This is a genomic window from Flavobacterium sp. RNTU_13 (assembly GCF_046614455.1).
In the GTDB taxonomy this organism is placed as follows: Bacteria; Bacteroidota; Bacteroidia; order Flavobacteriales; family Flavobacteriaceae; genus Flavobacterium.
On record NZ_JBKJHB010000005.1, the window covers coordinates 24,920 to 44,890 of the forward strand.

Below are 19,971 nucleotides of genomic sequence, written 5' to 3' on the forward strand. Positions count from 1 at the left end.
TAGTATACATAGTATAAAAAAAGCCACCCGTGTAGCGGATGGCATAGCTTTCATTACAGATAGGTTACTATAAAATCATAAGATTTTTAGTGGGGTTGTCTGAATAGATAATCTTCTCTGATGCTGTTTTTATAACGTCCATAATTCCTGCAATTTCTGATGGTTTTACGGCATAGCCTACTGCACCCAGTTTTTTTGCCTTTTCCATGTCAGTAGGGTTTTTACTGGTAGAAAAAACCACCACCGGTACTGATTTTAGCCTTTCTTTTTTCTTTAAGGATCTCAGCATAAAAAAACCATCTTTAACAGGCATATTTATGTCCAGGAAAATAAGGTCGGGTTGCATTATAAATTCACATTCTAAAAACGACAAAGCCTCTTCGGCACCATCAAAGTCATTGTAAATAATTTCAGGGTAAACGCGCTGAAGTATTTCTCTGAACACCATGCGGTCATCTTCATCGTCGTCTACAAAAACGATGTTCTTAAAGTTGCACATTTCCGCCATTGTTTTAAAATTTCGCTAAACAAATTTAAGATAATTTTTAGACTTAAAAATGATCTATGTTACCTTTTAGTGCCTGATAATGCATTAATTATGCTTGCATAGTATCTATATTAAGATAAAACTTACACTTTATTGTGTTAAATGTTTTTTATGGTTGCATTGCATAACAAAACCTATATATATTTGTTAAAAAAATATCATGAAAGCTTTTAGCTTCCTTTACACTTGTTTAATTTTTACCGGTGCTGTAGCACAGCAACATTCATTAAATAATTCTGATTACAAAACCAATGAAATTGCCCAGGCAGAAAGCAAGGCGCATGCACGCTTAGCTTCATTTGTTGCTAATGCCAATACAGGCAATTATGATGTGGGGCATCAAACACTGGAGTTTAACGTTGACCCTGCAAGCACCTCTATAAGCGGAAAAGTAAGCAGCGTTATCACTGCAAAATCAGCAATGACTACCGTTGTTTTTGATATGTCTGACCAGCTTATTGCTACTAACGTAACGGTTCAGGGGATAGCAGCTTCGTTTAGCCAACCCGGCACAGGTGAACTGGTTATAACCCTGCCTAATGCGCTTACACAGGGGCAGCAGGTTACCGTAGCGGTAACTTATAACGGTACACCAGACCAGAGTAACGACTATTTTACCACCACAACCCACAACAACGTACCGGTGCTATGGACGCTTAGTGAGCCATACGGTGCTATGGAATGGTGGCCATGTAAACAAGATCTTAACGATAAGATAGAAGGGCTGGATGTATACATAACCGCGCCCAAACAGTACACCGCAGTAAGTAACGGCCTGCAGGCCGACGCTGTGGTAAACGGTAATTTTAAAACCACACATTTTACCCACAATTACCCTATACCTGCGTATCTAGTAGCTATTGCAGTTACTAATTACAATGTGTATACCCAAGATTATACTGGTACGCAAAATAATTTCCCTATAGTAAATTACCTGTATCCGGAAACGCAAAGTGCATATCAGCCTTATTTAGCACAAACGCCACAGATTATGCGTTTTTACGAAGAAACGTTTGAAGCGTATCCGTTCAGGAACGAAAAGTACGGCCACGCACAGTGGAACTGGGGTGGGGGTATGGAGCACACTACCGTATCGTTTATGGTAGGGTTTGACAGGGAACTGGTAGCACACGAGCTTGCCCACCAGTGGTTTGGCGATAAAATTACCTGTGGCTCATGGCAGGATATATGGCTTAACGAAGGTTTTGCTACCTACCTTAGCGGCTTAGTAGTAGAGAACCAGGATGGCTCCGATAGATTTGATGTGTGGAAACAATACAGGATAATGAGCATTACTTCTTCGGCGGGAGGATCGGTTTATTTAACGCCGTCTGATACCACGAGTAGCGACAGGATTTTTAGTGACAGGCTTAGCTATAACAAAGGTGCCATGGTGCTACACATGCTGCGCTTTAAAATGGGGAATACGGCTTTTTACCAGGCGGTTAAAAATTACCTTGCCGATAGCAGGCTTGCGTACGGGTATGCCCGCACACCTGATTTGCAACAACACTTAGAGCAGGCTTACGGCAGTAGCCTTCAGGAGTTTTTTAACGACTGGGTTTATAATCAGGGGTACCCTACCTATACGGTTACAGTAAGCCCGGCAGGCGTGGGGTTTGTTACGGTAAAACTATCACAAACACAGTCGCACCCCTCTGTAAGCTTCTTTGAAATGCCTGTGCCAATAACCCTTACAGGGGCTAACGGCCAGCAGCTGGATGTAGTGCTGGATAATAACCTAAACAACCAAACGTTTACGGTTCCGGTAGATTTTAGTGTTACTGCGGCATACATAAACCTGCATTACGACATTATAACGGGTACGAACCAAACCATACTTAGTACTACCCCGCAGCCAAAAGAGCTAACGGTAGCGGCTTATCCTAACCCTGCCGGCGATGTGCTTAACGTGCAGCTGCCACAGGATGCTGAGGTTACACGGGCTGAGGTATACAATATGCTTGGGCAGCGTGTGTTTACTGCTACATCGGGTGCGGCGTATAATGTGTCTTCACTGGCTTCCGGGGCTTATTTGCTTAAGTTAGAAACTACGCAGGGCAATACACAACTACGGTTTTTAAAACAGTAATACATACAACCAAGGGCAGCGTAACAGCTGCCCTTTGTGTTATAATTTAAAATGCGGATTGTATATAAGCCCTATGATATTTCCCCACGGGTCTTTTACAGATGCTACAGCAATATCTCCGCCCACGCCGTGAGGTGCCTCGTGTTCGGCAGCACCTAAATCCAGCATGCGGTAGTATTCGCTTTCTATGTTTTCTACGCCCCAGTACGTAATAACGTTATCACCGCTAACAGCCTCATCGGGCATAAGCCCTAACTCGTATCCGGCTATGTTAAAGCCTACATAGAACGGCTCATCAAAATACGGTTCGGTTTCAAAGGCTTCTGTATACCACTTTTTTGCTGCGGTTAAGTCGCTTACTTTATAGCCTACCGTACGCAGGCCCAGGATTTTTGTGCTCATATTTTAAGTTGTTAGTTTTGCTCTGTTTTTAGCGATGTATAGTTTTTTTAAAAGCTCTTCGTAATCAAATGTTTCAAAAGAATTAAACTTAACTTTTCTTCCGTTTTTAAGGGTCAATGTCGCTTCTTTACCATTGTAAATAACTGATTTCATGTTATCTCTTTCATAAGTCACTTTGTAAGGCTTCTCGGTTATTTGGTTTATATCTAATAATGAGATGTTTTTCTTTAAAAGTAGAAAAGGCCATTTTATTATAAGCTGTTTTTCGGTAAGTATAATAACTTTATTCCTTGCAGTTAAAGTAAAAGCCCATAGTGCAAATCCTAAAAATAAGGCCGCTAATATATACTGTGCAGTTTTAGACGTTTCATCTGCGGCTTTTCCTTTTATGGTGATATAAAATATCCATAACCAAAATATAAAACCCACAACTCCTGTGAAAGCTGAAATGAAGTTTATGCTAGATCGTATAATTATTTTTTTGGTTGAATTTGACATTGTTACTTTTAACGTACACACAAATATACCGTTAAAACTGTCAAAACTATTGATCAGGTTAGCGTACCCCAAAACATTTATTATATTTGTGCCTTTGTAAAAATAAAACAAACGCTATTTTATGAAATTACTGGAAGGAAAAACGGCTATCATTACCGGCGCAAGCCGTGGTATAGGCCGTGGTATAGCAGAAGCATTTGCAAAACAGGGGGCTAACGTTGCTTTTACCTACAGCGCATCTGTAGAGGCAGCACAGGCTCTTGAAACCGAACTTGCTGCTTACGGCATTAAAGCAAAAGGCTACCAAAGCGATGCAGCCGATTTTAACCAGGCACAACAACTTGTAGACGATGTGGTTGCCGAATTTGGCACCGTAGATATACTTATTAATAACGCAGGTATTACTAAAGACAACCTGCTTATGCGTATCTCAGAAGCAGATTTTGATAAAGTAATTGAGGTAAACCTTAAGTCGGTTTTCAACATGACTAAGGCGGTACAACGCCCTATGCTTAAACAGCGCAAAGGCTCTATCATTAACATGAGTTCTGTGGTAGGTGTACAGGGTAATGCAGGCCAAAGCAATTACGCGGCTTCTAAGGCAGGTATGCTGGGCTTTACTAAGTCTATAGCGCTTGAGCTTGGTTCGCGCAACATTCGTTGCAATGCTATTGCGCCGGGCTTCATTCAAACCGAAATGACCGCCAAGCTAGACGAAAGCGTGGTAAAAGGCTGGGCAGATGCTATTCCGCTTAAGCGCGGAGGTACGCCTGAAGATGTAGCAAACGCTTGTATTTTCCTTGCCAGCGATATGTCTGCGTACATAACAGGGCAAACGCTTAACGTAGATGGCGGTATGATTACTGCATAAACAATAATTTTTTTAAATAAGCGATATTACTAAATGACTGCAACAACGGTATTACTACTTATTGTGGCTGCGCTGGCAGCATTTGGCTTATCGTTTTATCAATATCTTTTCAGGGCTAAAAAGAAAGGCACTACGCTTTTCTTTTTGGCCTTTTTGCGTTTCGTTACCTTGTTTGCGGTATTTGTACTGCTTATAAATCCGGTGGTAAGCCATAAGGATTTGCAAATTGCCAAGACTCCGCTACCGGTACTGCTGGATAATTCGCAGTCTATAAAGGAACTGGGACAAGACAGCCTGGCTAAGCTTCTGGCAGAAAAAATATCAGTTAACAAACAGCTGAAAGACAAGTACGACGTACAGTTGTACACGTTTGATGATGCTTTTGAAACGGGAAAGACTCCTGATTTTAAAGGAAAGCAAACCCGTATAGACCAGGCAGCGCAAAACCTGCAGCAGATGTATCGTAACGCCACGTATCCTGTAGTGATGCTTACCGATGGTAACCAAACGGTGGGTAACGACTATATTTACAGCTTTAAAGAAAACACAGTTGTTTACCCTGTAGTGCTTGGCGACACCACTACATTTACAGATTTAAGGGTAGGGCAGGTAAACGTAAATAAATACGCTTTTCTTAAAAATAAATTTCCGGTTGAGGTATTCTTGCAGTACAGCGGAAACAAAGCTGTAAATGCTTCTTTTAGCATTATGCAGGGTAATACCACCCTGAGTAAGCAAACGGTTAGCTTTTCGCCGGATAAAAAGGCACAGGTTGTAAACGTGTTGCTTAACGCAGATAAAGTGGGGGTGCAAACGTACAGAGCCGTTATAACATCTGCTGAGCCTGAAAAAAACAAATATAACAACGTAAAAAACTTTGCGGTAGAGGTTATAGACCAGCGTAGCGAAATTGCACTGGTTTCATCGGTTAATCACCCGGACTTGGGAGCCATTAAGCGCGGTATTGAAACCAATAAGCAACGCAGGGTTACCATACTTAAACCATCTGAAATTAAGTCGCTTGCTGATTATAACCTGCTTATTTTATACCAGCCGGATGCTTCATTCAGGCAGTTTCTGGAGCAAAATAAAAGCGCCGGGCTTAACACGTTTACCATTACCGGCAACAGTACCGACTATAACCTGCTTAACCAGTACCAAAACCTCGTTAGTTTCAGGATGAGCGGTCAGCGTGAAGATTATCTTGCCGATTATAACAGCCAGTTTAGCCTGTTCTCCCAGGAAGATATTGGGTTTGCCAATTTTCCGCCGCTACAGCAACCATTTGGCACCATAACAGCTAAGGAAGGCGTTTCTGTGCTATTGTCATCGCGCATACGTAACGTAGCTACCGGAAGCCCGCTTATGGTATTTAGTGAAGACGGAGCTAAACGTTCGGCAATGCTTTTTGGCGAAAACATTTGGAAATGGCGTGTAGACTATCATGTAAATAACAAGACATTTGAAGGTTTTGATATTTTCCTGGATAAAACCGTACAGTTCCTTACTACCAATGCAAAGCGCAAATCGCTGGTGGTTAATCATGAAAGTTTTTATAACAGTGGAGAACCCATAACCATTTCGGCAGAGTACTTTAATAAAAACTATGAGTTTGAGGAAAATGCGCGCCTTACGCTTTCACTAAAAAATAAAAAAACGGGTGCCTCTAAAAACTATGATTTCCTTAAAGGAAATAAAGAGTACAAAGTAAACCTGGATGGGCTGGGTGCCGGGCAATATACATTTACGGTAAAAGAGGCTACATCTAACACCAGCTATTCCGGGAAGTTTGAAGTGCTTGATTTTGAGATAGAAAAACAGTTTGTAAATCCTGATCTTGCACGCTTAAAACAACTTGCCCAAAATACAAACGGAACGGCTTATTACCCTGCTAACGTAGAAGATCTTATAAAGGCGCTTGCTGAAAACGACAGCTATAAGCCTACCCAAAAAGAAGTTATTAAAAAATCACCACTTATAGAGTGGGTATGGATTTTAGTAATTATGGCGGTAACGCTCGCAGCAGAATGGTTTACGCGTAAGTATAACGGGTTGCTATAGCTTACCTGCTATTTAGCTTTTACTGCACTTTGCGGGAAATGTAATTCAACCATTATTAAAGTAATCCTAATTAACAGGAAAGCCTTTTCAATATTGCTTAAATTTGAAATACAACTTAAGTAATAATGTTATGAAAAAGCTATTTACAATTTTATTTATCGGCCTTACGGCTGTTACAATATCGTCATGCCGTAGCACCCATGCCAGTACAGATAACGAGTTTCTTACCCAGGGTAACTGGGAACTGGAAACCATTAATGGTAAGCCTGCTACCGATGCCGGTTTTGCTAATGGTGTACCCACAGCTAATTTTTCTATTGACTTAAAAATAACGGGTAAAAACGGCTGTAATTCTTACGGAGGGGTGTATAATCTTAATACAGAGGGAGGTATAAACATTAGTAAAGTGTATGCTACCCGTATGTTTTGCCCGGGCGATGGAGAAAAACAGTATATGGATGCCCTTAATGCGGTAAACCAGGCCAAAATAAACAAAGACAAGCTAACCCTGCTTACCGATGTAAAAGAAGTGCTTGTATTTAAGCACATAACAGAGTAATTGTTTATTACAATAAACAAAGGAGCCGGCTGAAAAGCCGGCTTTTTGCTTACGGGTACGTTTTTACCCTAAACTCTTAAATCCTGAGACCGTAGGCATTTCTCCCGGCTCCCGAAAGTTTTTGTATTTGTTTTTATGTAGAATAGTGGATGCGTAAACCTGTACTACCAGGTTTGTACGATGTTGCTTCCGTCACGGGCCGGAGTTACCTTTTTGTTTACAAGGTGACTGTCGTGGTCAGGATGACGGTGGTCGCTGTGCATTACCATTTTAGGAAATGAGGCGAGTTCTGCGGGATTAACAATTGCTGGGTCATCATAGGGTAAATCAAAATTACCGGATGTATGGCTCATTCTTTGAGTACCGCCCAATTCGTCCCGATTTGAACGGAAGGTAGTTGTTGTTGCCATAATTAATTGTTGTTTTATATATTAAAGGTACAACATTTTATTAAATCGGCAACACTTGGCGTTAAAAAATGTTTAATTACTAAAACGATATAAATTTTATATTTATAACAATCACTCGTTTTCGCCAAGAATCATAGATAATCCACAGGATTTACGAGTACTTGCACCTGGTCTTTCAGGCGTTCTATAAGCAGGTTCATCATCCGTTTATTCAGGTTGGATGAGTTTAGTATGTACTCTTTATATTCACTCAGGGTAAACTGCCCTATGATCATGCCCTTTAAAGCATTGCGGAATTTAATGTCCTTGTGTATGGCGTTTTCTATGTAGGTAAGTTTTTTATCTGTAGTAAGGGCAAAAAACTGTCCTTTCTGTTTTGTGGCGTAATTAATGAAAGCCTCAATAAAAAGCTCGTTTTGCATTTTTAGTACCGGACGCAGCGTGCCGTTCTGAAAACGTTCTTCGGCAGTTGCCTGTGGATGTATAGTGGCTCCCGGTATTTGGGGCCTAAGGGATAGCAGGCCTTCGTCTCTTGTAGTCATAACTTGGTTTTGATTTAAAATTAAAGCCTTAAAAAAATACCCTAAGCTTAATATAGCTTAGGGTATTTGTTAGGCATTGCTTCGTGCATAATGCCGTATATTTTTTCGTAAATGTCTTCTACCGAAGGTTTACTAAAATAGTCACCATCTGTAGCATAGGCAGGGCGGTGTGATTTTGCCGCAAGTGTTTCGGGCCTGCTGTCCAGGTATTTGTAACCATCCTGTACCTCTACAATTTGTTGCAGTATATATGCCGATGCACCTCCCGGTACATCCTCATCTATAACCAGCAGCCTGTTTGTTTTGGCCACACTCTTTACAAGGTCGTGGTTAAGGTCAAAAGGTAGTAATGATTGCACGTCTATAACCTCGGCATCTATGCCCACCTCCAGTAATTCTTTAGCGGCCTGCTCTACAAGGCGCAGGGTAGAACCGTAAGATACCAGTGTAATGTCTGTACCTTCTTTTATTGTTTCTACAACACCCAGTGGCGTTTTAAACTCGCCCAGGTTAACCGGCATTTTTTCTTTAAGGCGGTAGCCGTTAAGGCATTCTACAACAAGCGCAGGCTCATCGCACTCCATAAGGGTGTTATAAAAACCGGCTGCTTTAGTCATATTCCTTGGTACAAGTACATTAATACCCCTTAGTGCATTTATAATCATGCCCATAGGTGAGCCTGAATGCCATATACCCTCCAGCCTGTGGCCGCGCGTGCGTATTATAAGCGGGGCTTTTTGCCTGCCTGCCGTGCGATAGTGCAATGTAGCAAGGTCATCGCTCATTATTTGCAGTGCGTATAGCAGGTAGTCAAGGTATTGTATCTCGGCAATGGGGCGTAATCCTCTCATAGCCATACCGATACCCTGTCCTAAAATTGTAGCCTCACGAATGCCGGCATCGCTTACGCGAATTTCGCCGTACTTTTCCTGCATACCTTCAAGCCCCTGGTTTACATCGCCAATGTTACCCACGTCTTCACCAAAAACCACTACTTCAGGGTATTTGGCAAAAAGCGCGTCAAAATTGTTACGCATAATCATACGGCCGTCTGCATTTTCAGGATTGTCGCCATACTCAGGTGCTACCTCCTGCGCATTTAGTACATTCTGAGCTGATTCAGAGTGCAGGTGGCTGCTGTATTTAGGCTGTATTTCTGCAAAGTAATTGTTAATCCAGGTTGCCAAAAGGGCTTTACCCGGCTCGTTTATTACCATCCTAAGTACTTTACGGGCAGCAACAATCAAGTCTTTGCGTTGTACTTCTTTAATAGATGCAAGTTCATTAATGTACTTGTCTATAAATATTTTATTATCGCTGTTAGCGGCTACGTCCCTTAAAAGGTTTACAAGCCCGTCGCGTTCATCTTTAATAGGATTTTGGTACGCTGCCCATGCCGTTTTACGTCCTTCCAGTACTAGGTCTTTGGCTTCTTTTTCTATGGTTGCAAGTTCCTCTTCGGTAGCAATACCATTTTCTATAATCCATTTACGCATTTGTACGTTGCAGTCGTATTCTGCTTCCCAAGCCAGGCGCTCCGGACTTTTATAACGTTCATGCGACCCAGATGTAGAGTGCCCCTGAGGTTGTGTAAGCTCGTAAACGTGTATAAGCACCGGTACGTGCTGCGTACGGGCAATTTCGCCTGCACGCTCGTAGGCAGCTATAAGTTCGGCATAATCCCAACCTTTAACTTTTATAATTTCGTAACCCTGGTGGTCTTCATCCCGCTGAAAACCCTTCAATACTTCAGATATGTTTTCTTTAGTAGTCTGGTGGCGTGCATGTACCGAAATTCCGTACTCATCGTCCCACACACTGATTACCATAGGTACCTGTAGTACACCGGCTGCATTAATGGTTTCAAAGAAAAGGCCTTCGCTGGTACTTGCGTTACCTATGGTACCCCACGCTACCTCGTTTCCGTTTTCAGAAAAGTTTTCGCTTCCGGCATATCCGCCCACGTGACGGTATACTTTACTGGCCTGTGCCAGGCCCAGCAAGCGTGGCATTTGCCCTGCCGTAGGAGATATATCAGAGCTTGAGTTAGTTTGCTGTGTAAGATTACGCCAGTTACCGTTTTCATCAAGGCTATGGGTGGCAAAGTGGCCTCCCATTTGGCGTCCGGCACTCATAGGGTCGTGCTCCAGTGAAGCATGCCCATACAAACCGGCAAAAAACTGTTCTACATTAAGATGGCCCAGCGCCATCATAAAGGTTTGGTCGCGGTAGTAGCCCGAACGGAAGTCGCCGTTCTTAAAAGCCTTTGCCATGGCAAGCTGCGGAACTTCTTTTCCATCGCCAAAAATACCGAATTTGGCTTTTCCTGTTAATACCTCGCGGCGGCCCAAAAGGCTGCACTCGCGGCTGGTAACAGCAGTTGTGTAATCCCTGAGCACTTCTGCCCTGAAATCAGTGTACGAAAGAGTGTGTTTAGTTTCTGTACCGGTCATATCGCGTAGTTTGAGCAAAATACAAATTTAAACAAAAGTGCGAGATATCATAATATTTCGCATTAAATTTGAATGTCTTTTTTTTAACGAATCAGGGTTAAAATTTTCAATAATGTATTTTAACTGCTCTTTTCAGCCGTAAACTGAAATATGTTTAAAAAACACAGGGGCTTTGCCGGCAAGTTCTACACTAAAACCACTTTCGGGTAAATAACCCTAACAGGGTGCCCGGGCTAAGTGTTACTACAAAACGTATTTTTTGCGAATAGTTACCCTGAGATGGTTCAAAACCGTTGCTGGAATACATTGGGAAATACAGCTCAAAGTAATCGGTAACAAGGTTTAGGCGTACGCCGCTGTCATAAACAAAGCGGGTGTTGCTGTATTTGCTTTTAATAAGTCCGGCGTCCCCATACAACTCTATCCAGTTCCAAATGTTAAAACTTCCGTTTACTGTAGTCATCCACTGGTTTACATATCGATTGTCGAGTATGGATTTAAAACCACCGTCGGCCATAATAAACTGCTGGCTAAAAAGTCCGGTGGTTTCGCTCCGGCCGTAATAGTTATAATCGAAAAGGTAATCAGAGGCACGATCCAGGCCAAAGCTAAAGAAATCATTACTGGTGTCGCGGTACATAAAGGCACCGGCAAAAAAACGTAAGTTTACCTGCCTGTTATCATTAAACAGGTGCCTGTACTGGTATTCGCCAGATACGCGGCTAAACAGGCTTGCCACCTGTATATCGGTATTCACATTGTTATGATGGCTTATGTTGCTGTTAATGTAGCTGTAGCGCGCATTAAATACCGAATAGCTTTGGCTTTGTGTGTTTGTAAGCACGTATGCCGATGGCCTTCGCTCTACCATAACCTGTCTTATCGTTATAAATTCTTTTTGGTTTTTGCGGTAATCATCCGGGCGCATGCGCAGCTGTATGGTAGGTACAAACTTATAGTAGCGTGCATCGGGTGTGTAGTGGTAGGTGTTACCGCTTATGCTGTAGCGGATATTATAAAGGCTTTCGTTACGGATGTAGTGGTTGTACAGCAACGAAAAAGAGCCTATAAGCTGCTGTGTATTTGGTGAATATAGTCCGTTTACATCAAATATAAAAGGTTTTTCCAGCAGGGTTTTATTATGGAATCGTATACCCGGCGAAAGCCCGTCGTACAGGTTATAGGTAAAGCCCGGCACATAAAATATTTGGTTATAATCAGGGTTTTCTATATCCTGAAAAAACGTAAATTTTAGCGGCCTGCGGTTAGTATAAAAGCTTTTTAGCGTTTTTTGGTTATTACGCGGATTGTATTCGGTCATTTCCAGCCCGTAGTTAATAGCCAGCCTGTCGGCCTGTTGCTTTGGCAGGGTAAGGGTAGTGTCTTTTTCAAAGGCATTAATCCATTGTTTAAAAACAACACTACGTTTTTTTACTCCATAAAGGGCAAGTGGTACCTGTGTGCCGGTTACATTTTTTAGTGTAACCGTTACCGAGTCCTTATCTCGTTTAACGCGCCCTATTTTGTAGTCTACTAACTCGCGCGAATCAATGATATGGTCAAAGAACCAGCTTATATCTTTTTGAGAATGCTTACGTAAAATAAGCTCTATATCATTGCGGTTGGTTTGCTGTTCCTGTTTATTTTTGGCATAAAACTCCTTAACCGATTGTGCTACAGCATTGTTTCCTAAATAGCTTTCAAGATACTTTACACCCTGTGCTACTTTGTATTTATTAGCTATCTGCTCGTTAAACTTAATAAAAGTACTCTTGTCGTCGCCCGGTGCTTGGTCCAGGTTTTTGCGTGCCATAAGCAGGTAAACGTACAGGTACTGGTCGTTTTGGGCAATGTTAAAAATATGGTGTCCTTTTAATATGCCTATATCCGAAAGGCTACCCATTAGTTTCCCGTCAGGGTAATACTGGTTAAGGTATTTCATAACCAGTTCCATTTCCATAAAGCTGTATACCCAGCTGTCTTCGCGAGGGTTTAGTTTCAGATTATTCCTTAAAAGCGCCGTAACGTAGGTTTTAAGGAATTTCAGTTCATAGGTAAACGAATCAGGAAACGGCCGTATAAACGACGGTAGCTGATTTAAGCCATAAATTGGGTTACGGTCATAGTCGGCTTGTGTCACTATCACTTTTTCCCCTGCATTTGTTCCGAGGTTTTCCCGCATGAAAGACGCCACCCTTTCTGCAATAATGCTGCGTTCTATGCCATTTACCCGCTTGTCCTGTAGGTTGCTGTACACCGTGGCATCATGAAAATTAAACACTTCGGTACTAATTTGCTGCTCTGCTATCAGGTTAAATCCGCTGCGGTTGGTGGCATTGTATGTAGTTGGGGCATCGCCCTCTAACTTATCCATATCGCAAAACACAGTATATCCGGGTGTTATGCGTAGTTGTAGGTTGTAATCAGCCGGCGCGTTAGCAATATCGTCCAGGTTTTCGTTGCTGTTTGTAACAAAACCCCTTTCGTACCGTGCCGGAGCCAGGTACCAGTCCCTTAGGTTATAGTTGCCGGTTCGGGTACTGTACCCAAAGCGTGTAAAACGATCGTTAGGAATTTTAACCGTGTAATTTAAGTGTATTGTAAACGATTTACCGGGGTAAATAGGGTTGTTAAGTTGTACGTAAACCAGGTCCGGATGTTCTTCGGGTCTATACCACCTAAGGTTAAGGCCGTTTTGGTCTGTGGCGGCGTTAATGGTAGTACTGCCGCGATCTGCATCTTTAGCAAGGTGGAATGCCTTTATAAACTCATCTGTAAAACGCCGCGCCATAGGGGTGGTTTTAGATGAGTAAGCGTTATTCCAGTCGTTTAAGATAAGGTGTGAAAGCGTGTCAGCCGATTGATTTGTATATACCAAATCCTGCGTTACTTGTATTAGGCGCGTTTTTGTATCAAAATCTGCCTTTAAGGTAATTTTATGCTGCCCCAGAGCAACCTGGAATAATAAAAGTATAAAGCAGTAACGTAGACGGTAAAATTTATCCAAAGCAATGTTTTTTAAAATTATGGGCCCTTGTTTTTGCCTTAAATGCAGCGTAGCCCAACTATAACTGAAAAGTTATAAAAAAATTGTGCCGTACAAAACTGTACGGCACAATTTTTTTCGCTCTTATGCTAATCTTAAAAATTAGGGCTAAGGCTGTATTTTTTGTAGAACGCATCTATTACCGCAACTACTTCATCTGCAGTGTCTACCACTTTTATCAGATTCATGTCGTCTGGGCTGGCGTTGTTGTGTTTTTCTATAATAACCGTTTTTATCCAGTCTATTAGTCCACCCCAAAATTCAGTTCCTACAAGTATTATAGGGAATTTTGCAATCTTTTTTGTCTGGATAAGCGTTATTGCTTCAAAAAGTTCATCAAGCGTACCAAAACCACCCGGCATAACCACAAACCCCTGAGAGTATTTTACAAACATAACCTTGCGTACAAAGAAGTAATCAAAGTTAAGGTTTTTATCGTGGTCTATGTATGGATTAAAGTGCTGCTCAAATGGCAGTTCTATATTTAACCCTACCGATGGGCTGCTGCCGCGGTGTGCGCCTTTGTTACCGGCTTCCATTATACCCGGGCCTCCGCCTGTAATCACGCCATAACCGGCGTTAGATATTTTTTCGGCTATTTCCTCTGTAAGGGTGTAGTATTTGTTATCCGGCTTAGTACGTGCCGAACCGAATATAGATACACTAGGGCCTATACGGGCCATGGTTTCAAATCCGTTTACAAACTCTGACATTATCTTAAAAATAGCCCAAGAGTCGTTAACCCTGATTTCATTCCACGACTTTTGCTTTAAGCCTTCGTGGATCCATTCGTCTTCACTGTTATATTTTTCCTTTGCCATTTGTCTTTTTGTTAAATTTTAAAAAAGCCCGCTAAGATAGTATTTTTTATAATTCCTTTTTCAGGAATCGTGCCGTATGGCTTTTTTTATCTTTAGCCACCTGTTCCGGTGTACCTTTAGCTACCAGCTGTCCGCCGCCTTTACCACCTTCATAACCTATGTCTATAATATAGTCGGCCAGTTTTATTACATCCATATTATGCTCTATAATAAGTACGGTGTTACCCTTGTCTACCAGCTTGTTAATAACATCCATAAGCACACGGATGTCTTCAAAGTGAAGCCCCGTGGTAGGCTCATCCATAATGTAAAACGTGTTGCCGGTATCTTTTTTAGAAAGTTCTGTAGCCAGCTTTATACGTTGCGCCTCGCCACCACTAAGTGTAGTGCTTTGCTGCCCAAGGGTAATGTACCCAAGGCCTACATCCTGTATGGTTTTTATCTTGCGGTAAATCTTCGGTATGTTTTCAAAAAACGGAACTGCTTCGTCTACAGTCATATCCAGAACATCGGCTATGGATTTTCCTTTGTAACGTATTTCCAGCGTTTCGCGGTTAAAGCGTTTTCCCTGGCAGGTTTCGCACTCTACGTACACATCGGGCAGGAAGTTCATTTCTATAACACGCAGCCCCGATCCCTCGCAGGTTTCACAACGACCACCGCTTACGTTAAAGCTAAAACGCCCCGGCTTATAGCCACGAATCATAGCTTCGGGTGTTTGGGTAAACAGCGTGCGTATTTCGCTAAACACATCGGTATAGGTTGCGGGGTTAGAGCGTGGCGTGCGGCCTATAGGGCTTTGGTCAATATCGATGACCTTGTCTACATGCTCCAGCCCTTCAATTTTTTTGTACGGTGCCGGTTTTTTTACCGCGTTAAAAAAGTGCGCGTTTAATATGGGGTACAGGGTTTCGTTTATCAGTGTACTCTTGCCACTGCCCGAAACACCGGTAACACAAATGAGCTTACCCAGCGGAAACTCTACCGAAACATTTTTAAGGTTGTTACCTGTAGCACCGGTAAGTTTTATGGTTTTACCGTTACCCTCTCGGCGTTTTTTAGGAATAGCGATTTCTTTTTCGCCGTTTAGGTAAGCAGCGGTAAGCGTATGTTCCTTAAGTAATTCTTTCGGGGTGCCTTTGCTTACTATTTGCCCGCCAAAACGCCCCGCTGCAGGGCCTATGTCTATAACATAGTCGGCGCGCTCTATCATGTCCTTATCGTGTTCTACCACAATAACCGAGTTGCCTATATCGCGCAGCGACTCCAGCGAGTGGATTAGCTTTTCGTTATCGCGTTGGTGGAGGCCTATGCTCGGCTCGTCTAATATGTAAAGTACGCCCACAAGTTGGGAGCCTATTTGTGTGGCAAGTCGTATACGTTGTGCTTCACCACCACTTAGTGTTCCTGAGCTGCGGTTAAGCGACAGGTAGTTTAGCCCCACATCTACCAGGAATCCCAGGCGGGCGCTGATTTCCTTTACGATTTCTGAAGCGATTACTTTCTGCTTTTCAGATAGGTTGCTGTTAAGGTCTGCAAACCAGGCCGAAAGGTCGCTTATGTCCATACTGCTCAGTTCTGCTATGTTAAGGCCATTTACCTTAAAGTAAAGCGATTCCTGGCGCAGACGTGTACCATGGCACACCGGACACGGTATTTCGTCCATAAATTCTTTAGCCCAACGTTTTATGGATGCTGATGCTTCCTCGTTAAACTGGTTTTTTATGAACGATGATATGCCTTCAAACTCTATTTTGTACTCGCGGTTAACGCCAAGGGTTTTGCTGTTAACGGTAAATTTCTCTTTACCGCCGTTCAGTATCATTTCCATGGCTTCCGCTGGAATTTTTTCAATGGCGTCTGTCAGCTTAAAGCCAAACTTTTCGCCAATGGCCTCCAGCTGTTTAAAAATCCACGAGTTTTTGTATTCGCCCAGTGGTGCAAAACCGCCCTGCTTTATACTCAGCTTAGGGTTAGGTACTATTTTTTTAAGGTTGATTTCGTTTACCGTACCCAGTCCGTTACAATGCGGGCACGCGCCCTTAGGCGAGTTAAACGAAAAATTATTAGGTTCCGGGTTAGGGTACGATATGCCGCTGGTAGGGCACATAAGGTTACGGCTGTAATAGCGTACGTCTTCGCTGCCGTGCTCTATAACCATCATTACATCATCTCCATGATGCATAGCGGTTTTTATGCTTTCGGTAAGGCGCTTGTCAGTATCTTCGGTATCATCTACCGCCATGCGGTCTATCACAATTTCTATATCGTGTACCTTGTAGCGGTCCAGCTTCATGCCGCTTTCTATATCGCGGATTTCGCCATCTATGCGTACCTTAAGAAAACCCTGCTTAGAAATCTGTTCAAACAACTCGCGGTAGTGTCCTTTACGGGCGCGTACCACAGGCGCAAGAATGTTAATACGCTTGCCGTTAAACTTTTCGGTAATCAGTTGTTTTATCTGGTCGTCGCTGTAGCTTACCATTTTTTCGCCGGTAACGTAGCTGTACGCATCGGCACCACGGGCAAAAAGAAGTCGTAGGAAATCGTATATCTCTGTAATTGTACCCACAGTAGAGCGCGGACTTTTGCTGGTAGTTTTTTGCTCTATGGCTATAACCGGGCTAAGGCCGTCTATTTTATCTACATCGGGGCGTTCCAGCCCACCCAGGAACTGGCGCGCGTAGGCCGAAAACGTTTCTATATAACGGCGCTGCCCCTCGGCATATATGGTGTCAAAAGCCAGGCTCGACTTACCCGAACCCGATAGCCCTGTAATAACCACAAGCTTTTCGCGGGGAATGGTAACGTCTATGTTTTTAAGGTTGTGGGCGCGTGCGCCAAGCACTTCAATCGTTTCGTCTGTGTTCAGCATATTTGAGTAGGTGTGCAAAACGCAAAGGTACTGATTTTATGGCAATTTTTAGGCGTAGGGGAGTGGTAAGGTGGTGTTAAACTGTGATGTGTTTTAGTTTTCAGTCGCAGTCGCAGTTTCCAGTCTAATCCGGCACGTCTTTGCGAGCGAAGTGCAACGGAGCGCGGCAATCTTTATCAGATATTCAGATTGCTTCGCTGTTCCTTCTCGCAAAGACTGAGCGCAGTCGCAGTTTTCAGTCACAGTCGCAGTTTCCAGTCTAATCCGGCACGTCTTTGCGAGCGAAGTGCAACAATCTTTATCAGATATTCAGATTACTTCGTAGTTCCTCCTCGCAAAGCCATTTTATACTAAACCAAAAAGCGGACTCCTCATCTGAAAAAGTCCGCTTTTCTGTTTATCCTGATAGGCCGTAGCCTTTACATTTTGTATATAAACGCGTTTATGTTCATACCGGCGCCTACGCTGGCAAAAATAACCACATCGCCTTTATGTAACGCCTGGTCGTTAAGTAAGCCTTTTTTAAGCAAGTCGTACAGTGTAGGTATGGTAGCCACACTGCTGTTGCCCAACTTATGGATGCTCATAGGCATAATACCTTCGGGTGGGGTTTGCTTATACAGCTTGTAAAAACGCTGTATAATCGCCTCATCCATTTTTTCGTTTGCCTGGTGTATCAGTACTTTTTTAACCTCACTGATATCTACGCCACTTTTTTCAAGGCATTCTTTCATGGCTTTAGGTACATTACTAAGGGCAAACTCATATATTTTGCGTCCGTGCATTTTTATGTAGCGCACATCCGGATCGTGATCTTTGTTGTAGGAGTTGCCAAAAAACAGGAAATACGCCTCATCATACGTAAAAGATGCGCTTGCCTGTGCCAGTATGCCGCCCTCTTCTTCGGTAGCTTCTATTACTGTGGCCCCTGCGCCATCGCTGTAAATCATGCTGTCGCGGTCGTGCGGGTCTACTACACGGCTCAAAGTTTCTGCGCCTATAACCAGGCAGCGTTTTGCCATACCCGACTTAATGAAAGCCATGGCCTGGGTAACACCTTCAATCCAGCCCGGGCAACCAAACAGAATATCATACGCTACACAGTTCGGGTTTTTAATACGGAGGCTGTGCTTTACACGGCTTGCAATGCTGGGTACAAGGTCGGTTTGTATAGCACCATGCTTTACGTTTCCAAAGTTGTGCGCCAGTATAATATAATCTAACGTTTCGGGGTCTATACCGGAGTCTTCAATAGCTTTTTGTGCAGCAAAGTAGGCAATGTCGCTGGTAAGCAAATCTTTATCGGCATAGCGGCGTTCTTCAATACCTGTAATTTGTTTAAATTTTTCGGTAACTACCTCGTTAGAGTAGGGTAGCTGTACGCCTTCTTCATCTAAAAAAAGGTGAGAGGCAAAATCAATGTTTGGCACAATCCGGTTAGGGATGTAGCTGCCGCTCCCTGTTATTTTAATATTCATATTATAGTTTCCTGTTTCTGTTTCTGTCTTGCTAATGTAAACATTAAAAACGTGAAAACACCATAAAAGTTGTATGCTTGCATAATAATTTTAAAAACATCAGCATAGATGGTTCATTACGCCGAATTAATGAACTATTTGTATCACAACACCGGTTTTATTTGTAAACATTTCTTAAACAGGTAGAAGTTTCAAGGGGGTAGTTACAGGGCAAAGAGTATATGCAGCGGGCTAAAGTGCGTCGGCAAGTTTTACGCGCATTACTGTGGCTATAGAAAGCGCACGGGTTTTTGCATTTTCTGCAATGTTGCCGGCATACATTTCATCTACTGTGGCATTAAAATGATTTAGCCAAATGGTGAAGTGTTCGGCGGTGAGTTTTTCCTTTTCGTTAAGGTCCAAGTGTATTTGCATTACGTTCTTTTTATAGCCGTTGCGCTCTAATAGCATTTGTTCCCAAAAGTCAGTGAGCGAAGGCATGTGCGCATCAAGGTCTATCTGAGCCACGCGTGTAAAGATATAATTGATGGATGGGTCTGCCAGTAGTTTGCGGTAAAATGCCCAGAGTAGTTTTTCCAGGTCATTGCGGGTTTGTATGTCGTTCATGTGTTTGTTTTGCTGCAAAGATTATTATTTATATGGGTTGAGAAAATGATTTGTATCAGGCTTTAAATTACCATTTTTTACCTATCTTGTAGCTTTATACAAAACCAGTCAACATGAAATTTAAAATGCTTATTTGCATCGGTCTTTCCGCGATGCTTTTCACTTCCTGCAGTGAAGATAATAAAGATGATGATTCGTTACCTTTTTCGGGAAGGTACAAATTTACTTCTATGACATCTGACGTGGCAGCAGATCTTGATAACAACGGGGTTACTTCAACAGATTTAATGACCGAAATACCGGAATATTTTACAAATTACCGTACTGATTTAGTAGTATTAGATGGTTTTATAAAAATGGCGAGTTTTTCTCTGCCGCATTGTAATGTCTATTTTGAATCTCCGGGAATACCTCAGGGGTACACTATATTTACTGCAAGTGGTATGAGTGCCCAGTTTAAATACAATCCGAGAACTAAAGGCATTGACTTAGTAATGCCGGAAAATTTAAACCTCTCTGATTACGAGGAGTTCGGTATGCCTTTAAAACTCGAATACATCAACGATAGCTCGTTAAAAGCCACGTTTTATAAACGGTACTACGATTATAGTACTGCGGGATGGAAATGGCTTACCGTAACGGCAGCTTATTATAAAACGGCCAATAACCTTTAAACAAATAATTGACGGCTACTCATAAAAAAAAGCTAC

Annotated in this window: 16 protein-coding genes; 5 read left to right on the forward strand and 11 right to left on the reverse strand. The window is 42.5% G+C overall.

Annotated features, from left to right (window positions below; all coding sequences use genetic code 11):
* Positions 1-67 precede the first annotated feature (67 nt).
* Positions 68-499 (reverse strand): response regulator, encoded by a 432-nt coding sequence (locus tag ACLI08_RS12195; RefSeq protein WP_411428771.1) that lies wholly within the window; start codon positions 497-499, stop codon positions 68-70.
* Positions 500-707: 208 nt separating this feature from the next.
* On the opposite strand from ACLI08_RS12195, the gene ACLI08_RS12200 reads away from it, so the two are divergent.
* Complete coding sequence (locus ACLI08_RS12200; RefSeq protein WP_411428772.1) at positions 708-2,639, forward strand: M1 family aminopeptidase; 1,932 nt, start codon at positions 708-710, stop codon at positions 2,637-2,639.
* Between the two features lie 39 nt (positions 2,640-2,678).
* Here the strand turns inward: ACLI08_RS12200 and ACLI08_RS12205 are convergent, their stop codons facing one another.
* Entirely contained in the window at positions 2,679-3,041 is a 363-nt protein-coding gene (locus ACLI08_RS12205) for a VOC family protein (protein ID WP_411428773.1), read from the reverse strand.
* 3 nt (positions 3,042-3,044) lie between these two features.
* Positions 3,045-3,539: a hypothetical protein gene (locus ACLI08_RS12210; RefSeq protein WP_411428774.1), complete on the reverse strand. Its 495-nt coding sequence runs from the start codon at positions 3,537-3,539 to the stop codon at positions 3,045-3,047.
* Between the two features lie 121 nt (positions 3,540-3,660).
* On the opposite strand from ACLI08_RS12210, the gene fabG reads away from it, so the two are divergent.
* The 3 genes from fabG (at position 3,661) to ACLI08_RS12225 (ending at position 7,030) form a co-directional block, all read left to right on the forward strand.
* Positions 3,661-4,410, forward strand: a complete 750-nt coding sequence (fabG, locus tag ACLI08_RS12215; RefSeq protein WP_411428775.1) for a 3-oxoacyl-[acyl-carrier-protein] reductase — start codon at positions 3,661-3,663, stop codon at positions 4,408-4,410.
* Between the two features lie 33 nt (positions 4,411-4,443).
* Positions 4,444-6,471 carry a hypothetical protein gene (locus ACLI08_RS12220; RefSeq protein WP_411428776.1) on the forward strand — a complete coding sequence of 676 codons (2,028 nt, stop codon included), beginning with the start codon at positions 4,444-4,446 and terminating at the stop codon, positions 6,469-6,471.
* 130 nt (positions 6,472-6,601) lie between these two features.
* Positions 6,602-7,030, forward strand: coding sequence for an META domain-containing protein (locus ACLI08_RS12225; RefSeq protein ID WP_411428777.1), 429 nt, complete (start codon positions 6,602-6,604; stop codon positions 7,028-7,030).
* A gap of 164 nt (positions 7,031-7,194) precedes the next feature.
* On the opposite strand, the gene ACLI08_RS12230 is transcribed toward ACLI08_RS12225, so the two are convergent.
* The 8 genes from ACLI08_RS12230 to ACLI08_RS12265 all read right to left on the reverse strand — a co-directional run bounded on the left by ACLI08_RS12230 (position 7,195) and on the right by ACLI08_RS12265 (position 19,261).
* Entirely contained in the window at positions 7,195-7,383 is a 189-nt protein-coding gene (locus ACLI08_RS12230; protein WP_411428778.1) for a hypothetical protein, read from the reverse strand.
* Positions 7,384-7,571: 188 nt separating this feature from the next.
* Positions 7,572-7,982 (reverse strand): glyoxalase, encoded by a 411-nt coding sequence (locus ACLI08_RS12235; protein WP_411428779.1) that lies wholly within the window; start codon positions 7,980-7,982, stop codon positions 7,572-7,574.
* Between the two features lie 47 nt (positions 7,983-8,029).
* On the reverse strand, positions 8,030-10,435 hold the full coding sequence (locus ACLI08_RS12240) for a thiamine pyrophosphate-dependent enzyme (protein ID WP_411428780.1): 2,406 nt from the start codon (positions 10,433-10,435) through the stop codon (positions 8,030-8,032).
* Positions 10,436-10,625: 190 nt separating this feature from the next.
* Positions 10,626-13,442, reverse strand: coding sequence for an aminopeptidase (locus ACLI08_RS12245; RefSeq protein ID WP_411428781.1), 2,817 nt, complete (start codon positions 13,440-13,442; stop codon positions 10,626-10,628).
* A gap of 134 nt (positions 13,443-13,576) precedes the next feature.
* On the reverse strand, positions 13,577-14,302 hold the full coding sequence (locus tag ACLI08_RS12250; RefSeq protein ID WP_411428782.1) for a TIGR00730 family Rossman fold protein: 726 nt from the start codon (positions 14,300-14,302) through the stop codon (positions 13,577-13,579).
* 46 nt (positions 14,303-14,348) lie between these two features.
* Positions 14,349-17,177, reverse strand: a complete 2,829-nt coding sequence (uvrA, locus tag ACLI08_RS12255) for an excinuclease ABC subunit UvrA (RefSeq protein ID WP_411428783.1) — start codon at positions 17,175-17,177, stop codon at positions 14,349-14,351.
* Positions 17,178-17,596: 419 nt separating this feature from the next.
* A complete protein-coding gene (locus ACLI08_RS12260) occupies positions 17,597-18,655 on the reverse strand; it encodes a 3-oxoacyl-ACP synthase III family protein (protein ID WP_411428784.1) in 1,059 nt (352 codons plus the stop codon).
* Positions 18,656-18,886: 231 nt separating this feature from the next.
* Positions 18,887-19,261: a group III truncated hemoglobin gene (locus ACLI08_RS12265; RefSeq protein ID WP_411428785.1), complete on the reverse strand. Its 375-nt coding sequence runs from the start codon at positions 19,259-19,261 to the stop codon at positions 18,887-18,889.
* Positions 19,262-19,374: 113 nt separating this feature from the next.
* On the opposite strand from ACLI08_RS12265, the gene ACLI08_RS12270 reads away from it, so the two are divergent.
* Positions 19,375-19,935: a hypothetical protein gene (locus ACLI08_RS12270; RefSeq protein WP_411428786.1), complete on the forward strand. Its 561-nt coding sequence runs from the start codon at positions 19,375-19,377 to the stop codon at positions 19,933-19,935.
* Positions 19,936-19,971: the final 36 nt, after the last annotated feature.

Coding starts and splice junctions, on each gene's coding strand:
- ACLI08_RS12230 (WP_411428778.1), bottom strand. CDS start 7,383: ATGAGCCATACATCCGGTAATTTTGATTTACCCTATGATGACCCAGCA.
- ACLI08_RS12265 (WP_411428785.1), bottom strand. CDS start 19,261: ATGAACGACATACAAACCCGCAATGACCTGGAAAAACTACTCTGGGCA.
- ACLI08_RS12235 (WP_411428779.1), bottom strand. CDS start 7,982: ATGACTACAAGAGACGAAGGCCTGCTATCCCTTAGGCCCCAAATACCG.
- ACLI08_RS12195 (WP_411428771.1), bottom strand. CDS start 499: ATGTGCAACTTTAAGAACATCGTTTTTGTAGACGACGATGAAGATGAC.
- uvrA (WP_411428783.1), bottom strand. CDS start 17,177: ATGCTGAACACAGACGAAACGATTGAAGTGCTTGGCGCACGCGCCCAC.
- ACLI08_RS12200 (WP_411428772.1), top strand. CDS start 708: ATGAAAGCTTTTAGCTTCCTTTACACTTGTTTAATTTTTACCGGTGCT.
- ACLI08_RS12270 (WP_411428786.1), top strand. CDS start 19,375: ATGAAATTTAAAATGCTTATTTGCATCGGTCTTTCCGCGATGCTTTTC.
- fabG (WP_411428775.1), top strand. CDS start 3,661: ATGAAATTACTGGAAGGAAAAACGGCTATCATTACCGGCGCAAGCCGT.
- ACLI08_RS12250 (WP_411428782.1), bottom strand. CDS start 14,302: ATGGCAAAGGAAAAATATAACAGTGAAGACGAATGGATCCACGAAGGC.
- ACLI08_RS12225 (WP_411428777.1), top strand. CDS start 6,602: ATGAAAAAGCTATTTACAATTTTATTTATCGGCCTTACGGCTGTTACA.
- ACLI08_RS12240 (WP_411428780.1), bottom strand. CDS start 10,435: ATGACCGGTACAGAAACTAAACACACTCTTTCGTACACTGATTTCAGG.
- ACLI08_RS12220 (WP_411428776.1), top strand. CDS start 4,444: ATGACTGCAACAACGGTATTACTACTTATTGTGGCTGCGCTGGCAGCA.
- ACLI08_RS12210 (WP_411428774.1), bottom strand. CDS start 3,539: ATGTCAAATTCAACCAAAAAAATAATTATACGATCTAGCATAAACTTC.
- ACLI08_RS12260 (WP_411428784.1), bottom strand. CDS start 18,655: ATGAATATTAAAATAACAGGGAGCGGCAGCTACATCCCTAACCGGATT.
- ACLI08_RS12205 (WP_411428773.1), bottom strand. CDS start 3,041: ATGAGCACAAAAATCCTGGGCCTGCGTACGGTAGGCTATAAAGTAAGC.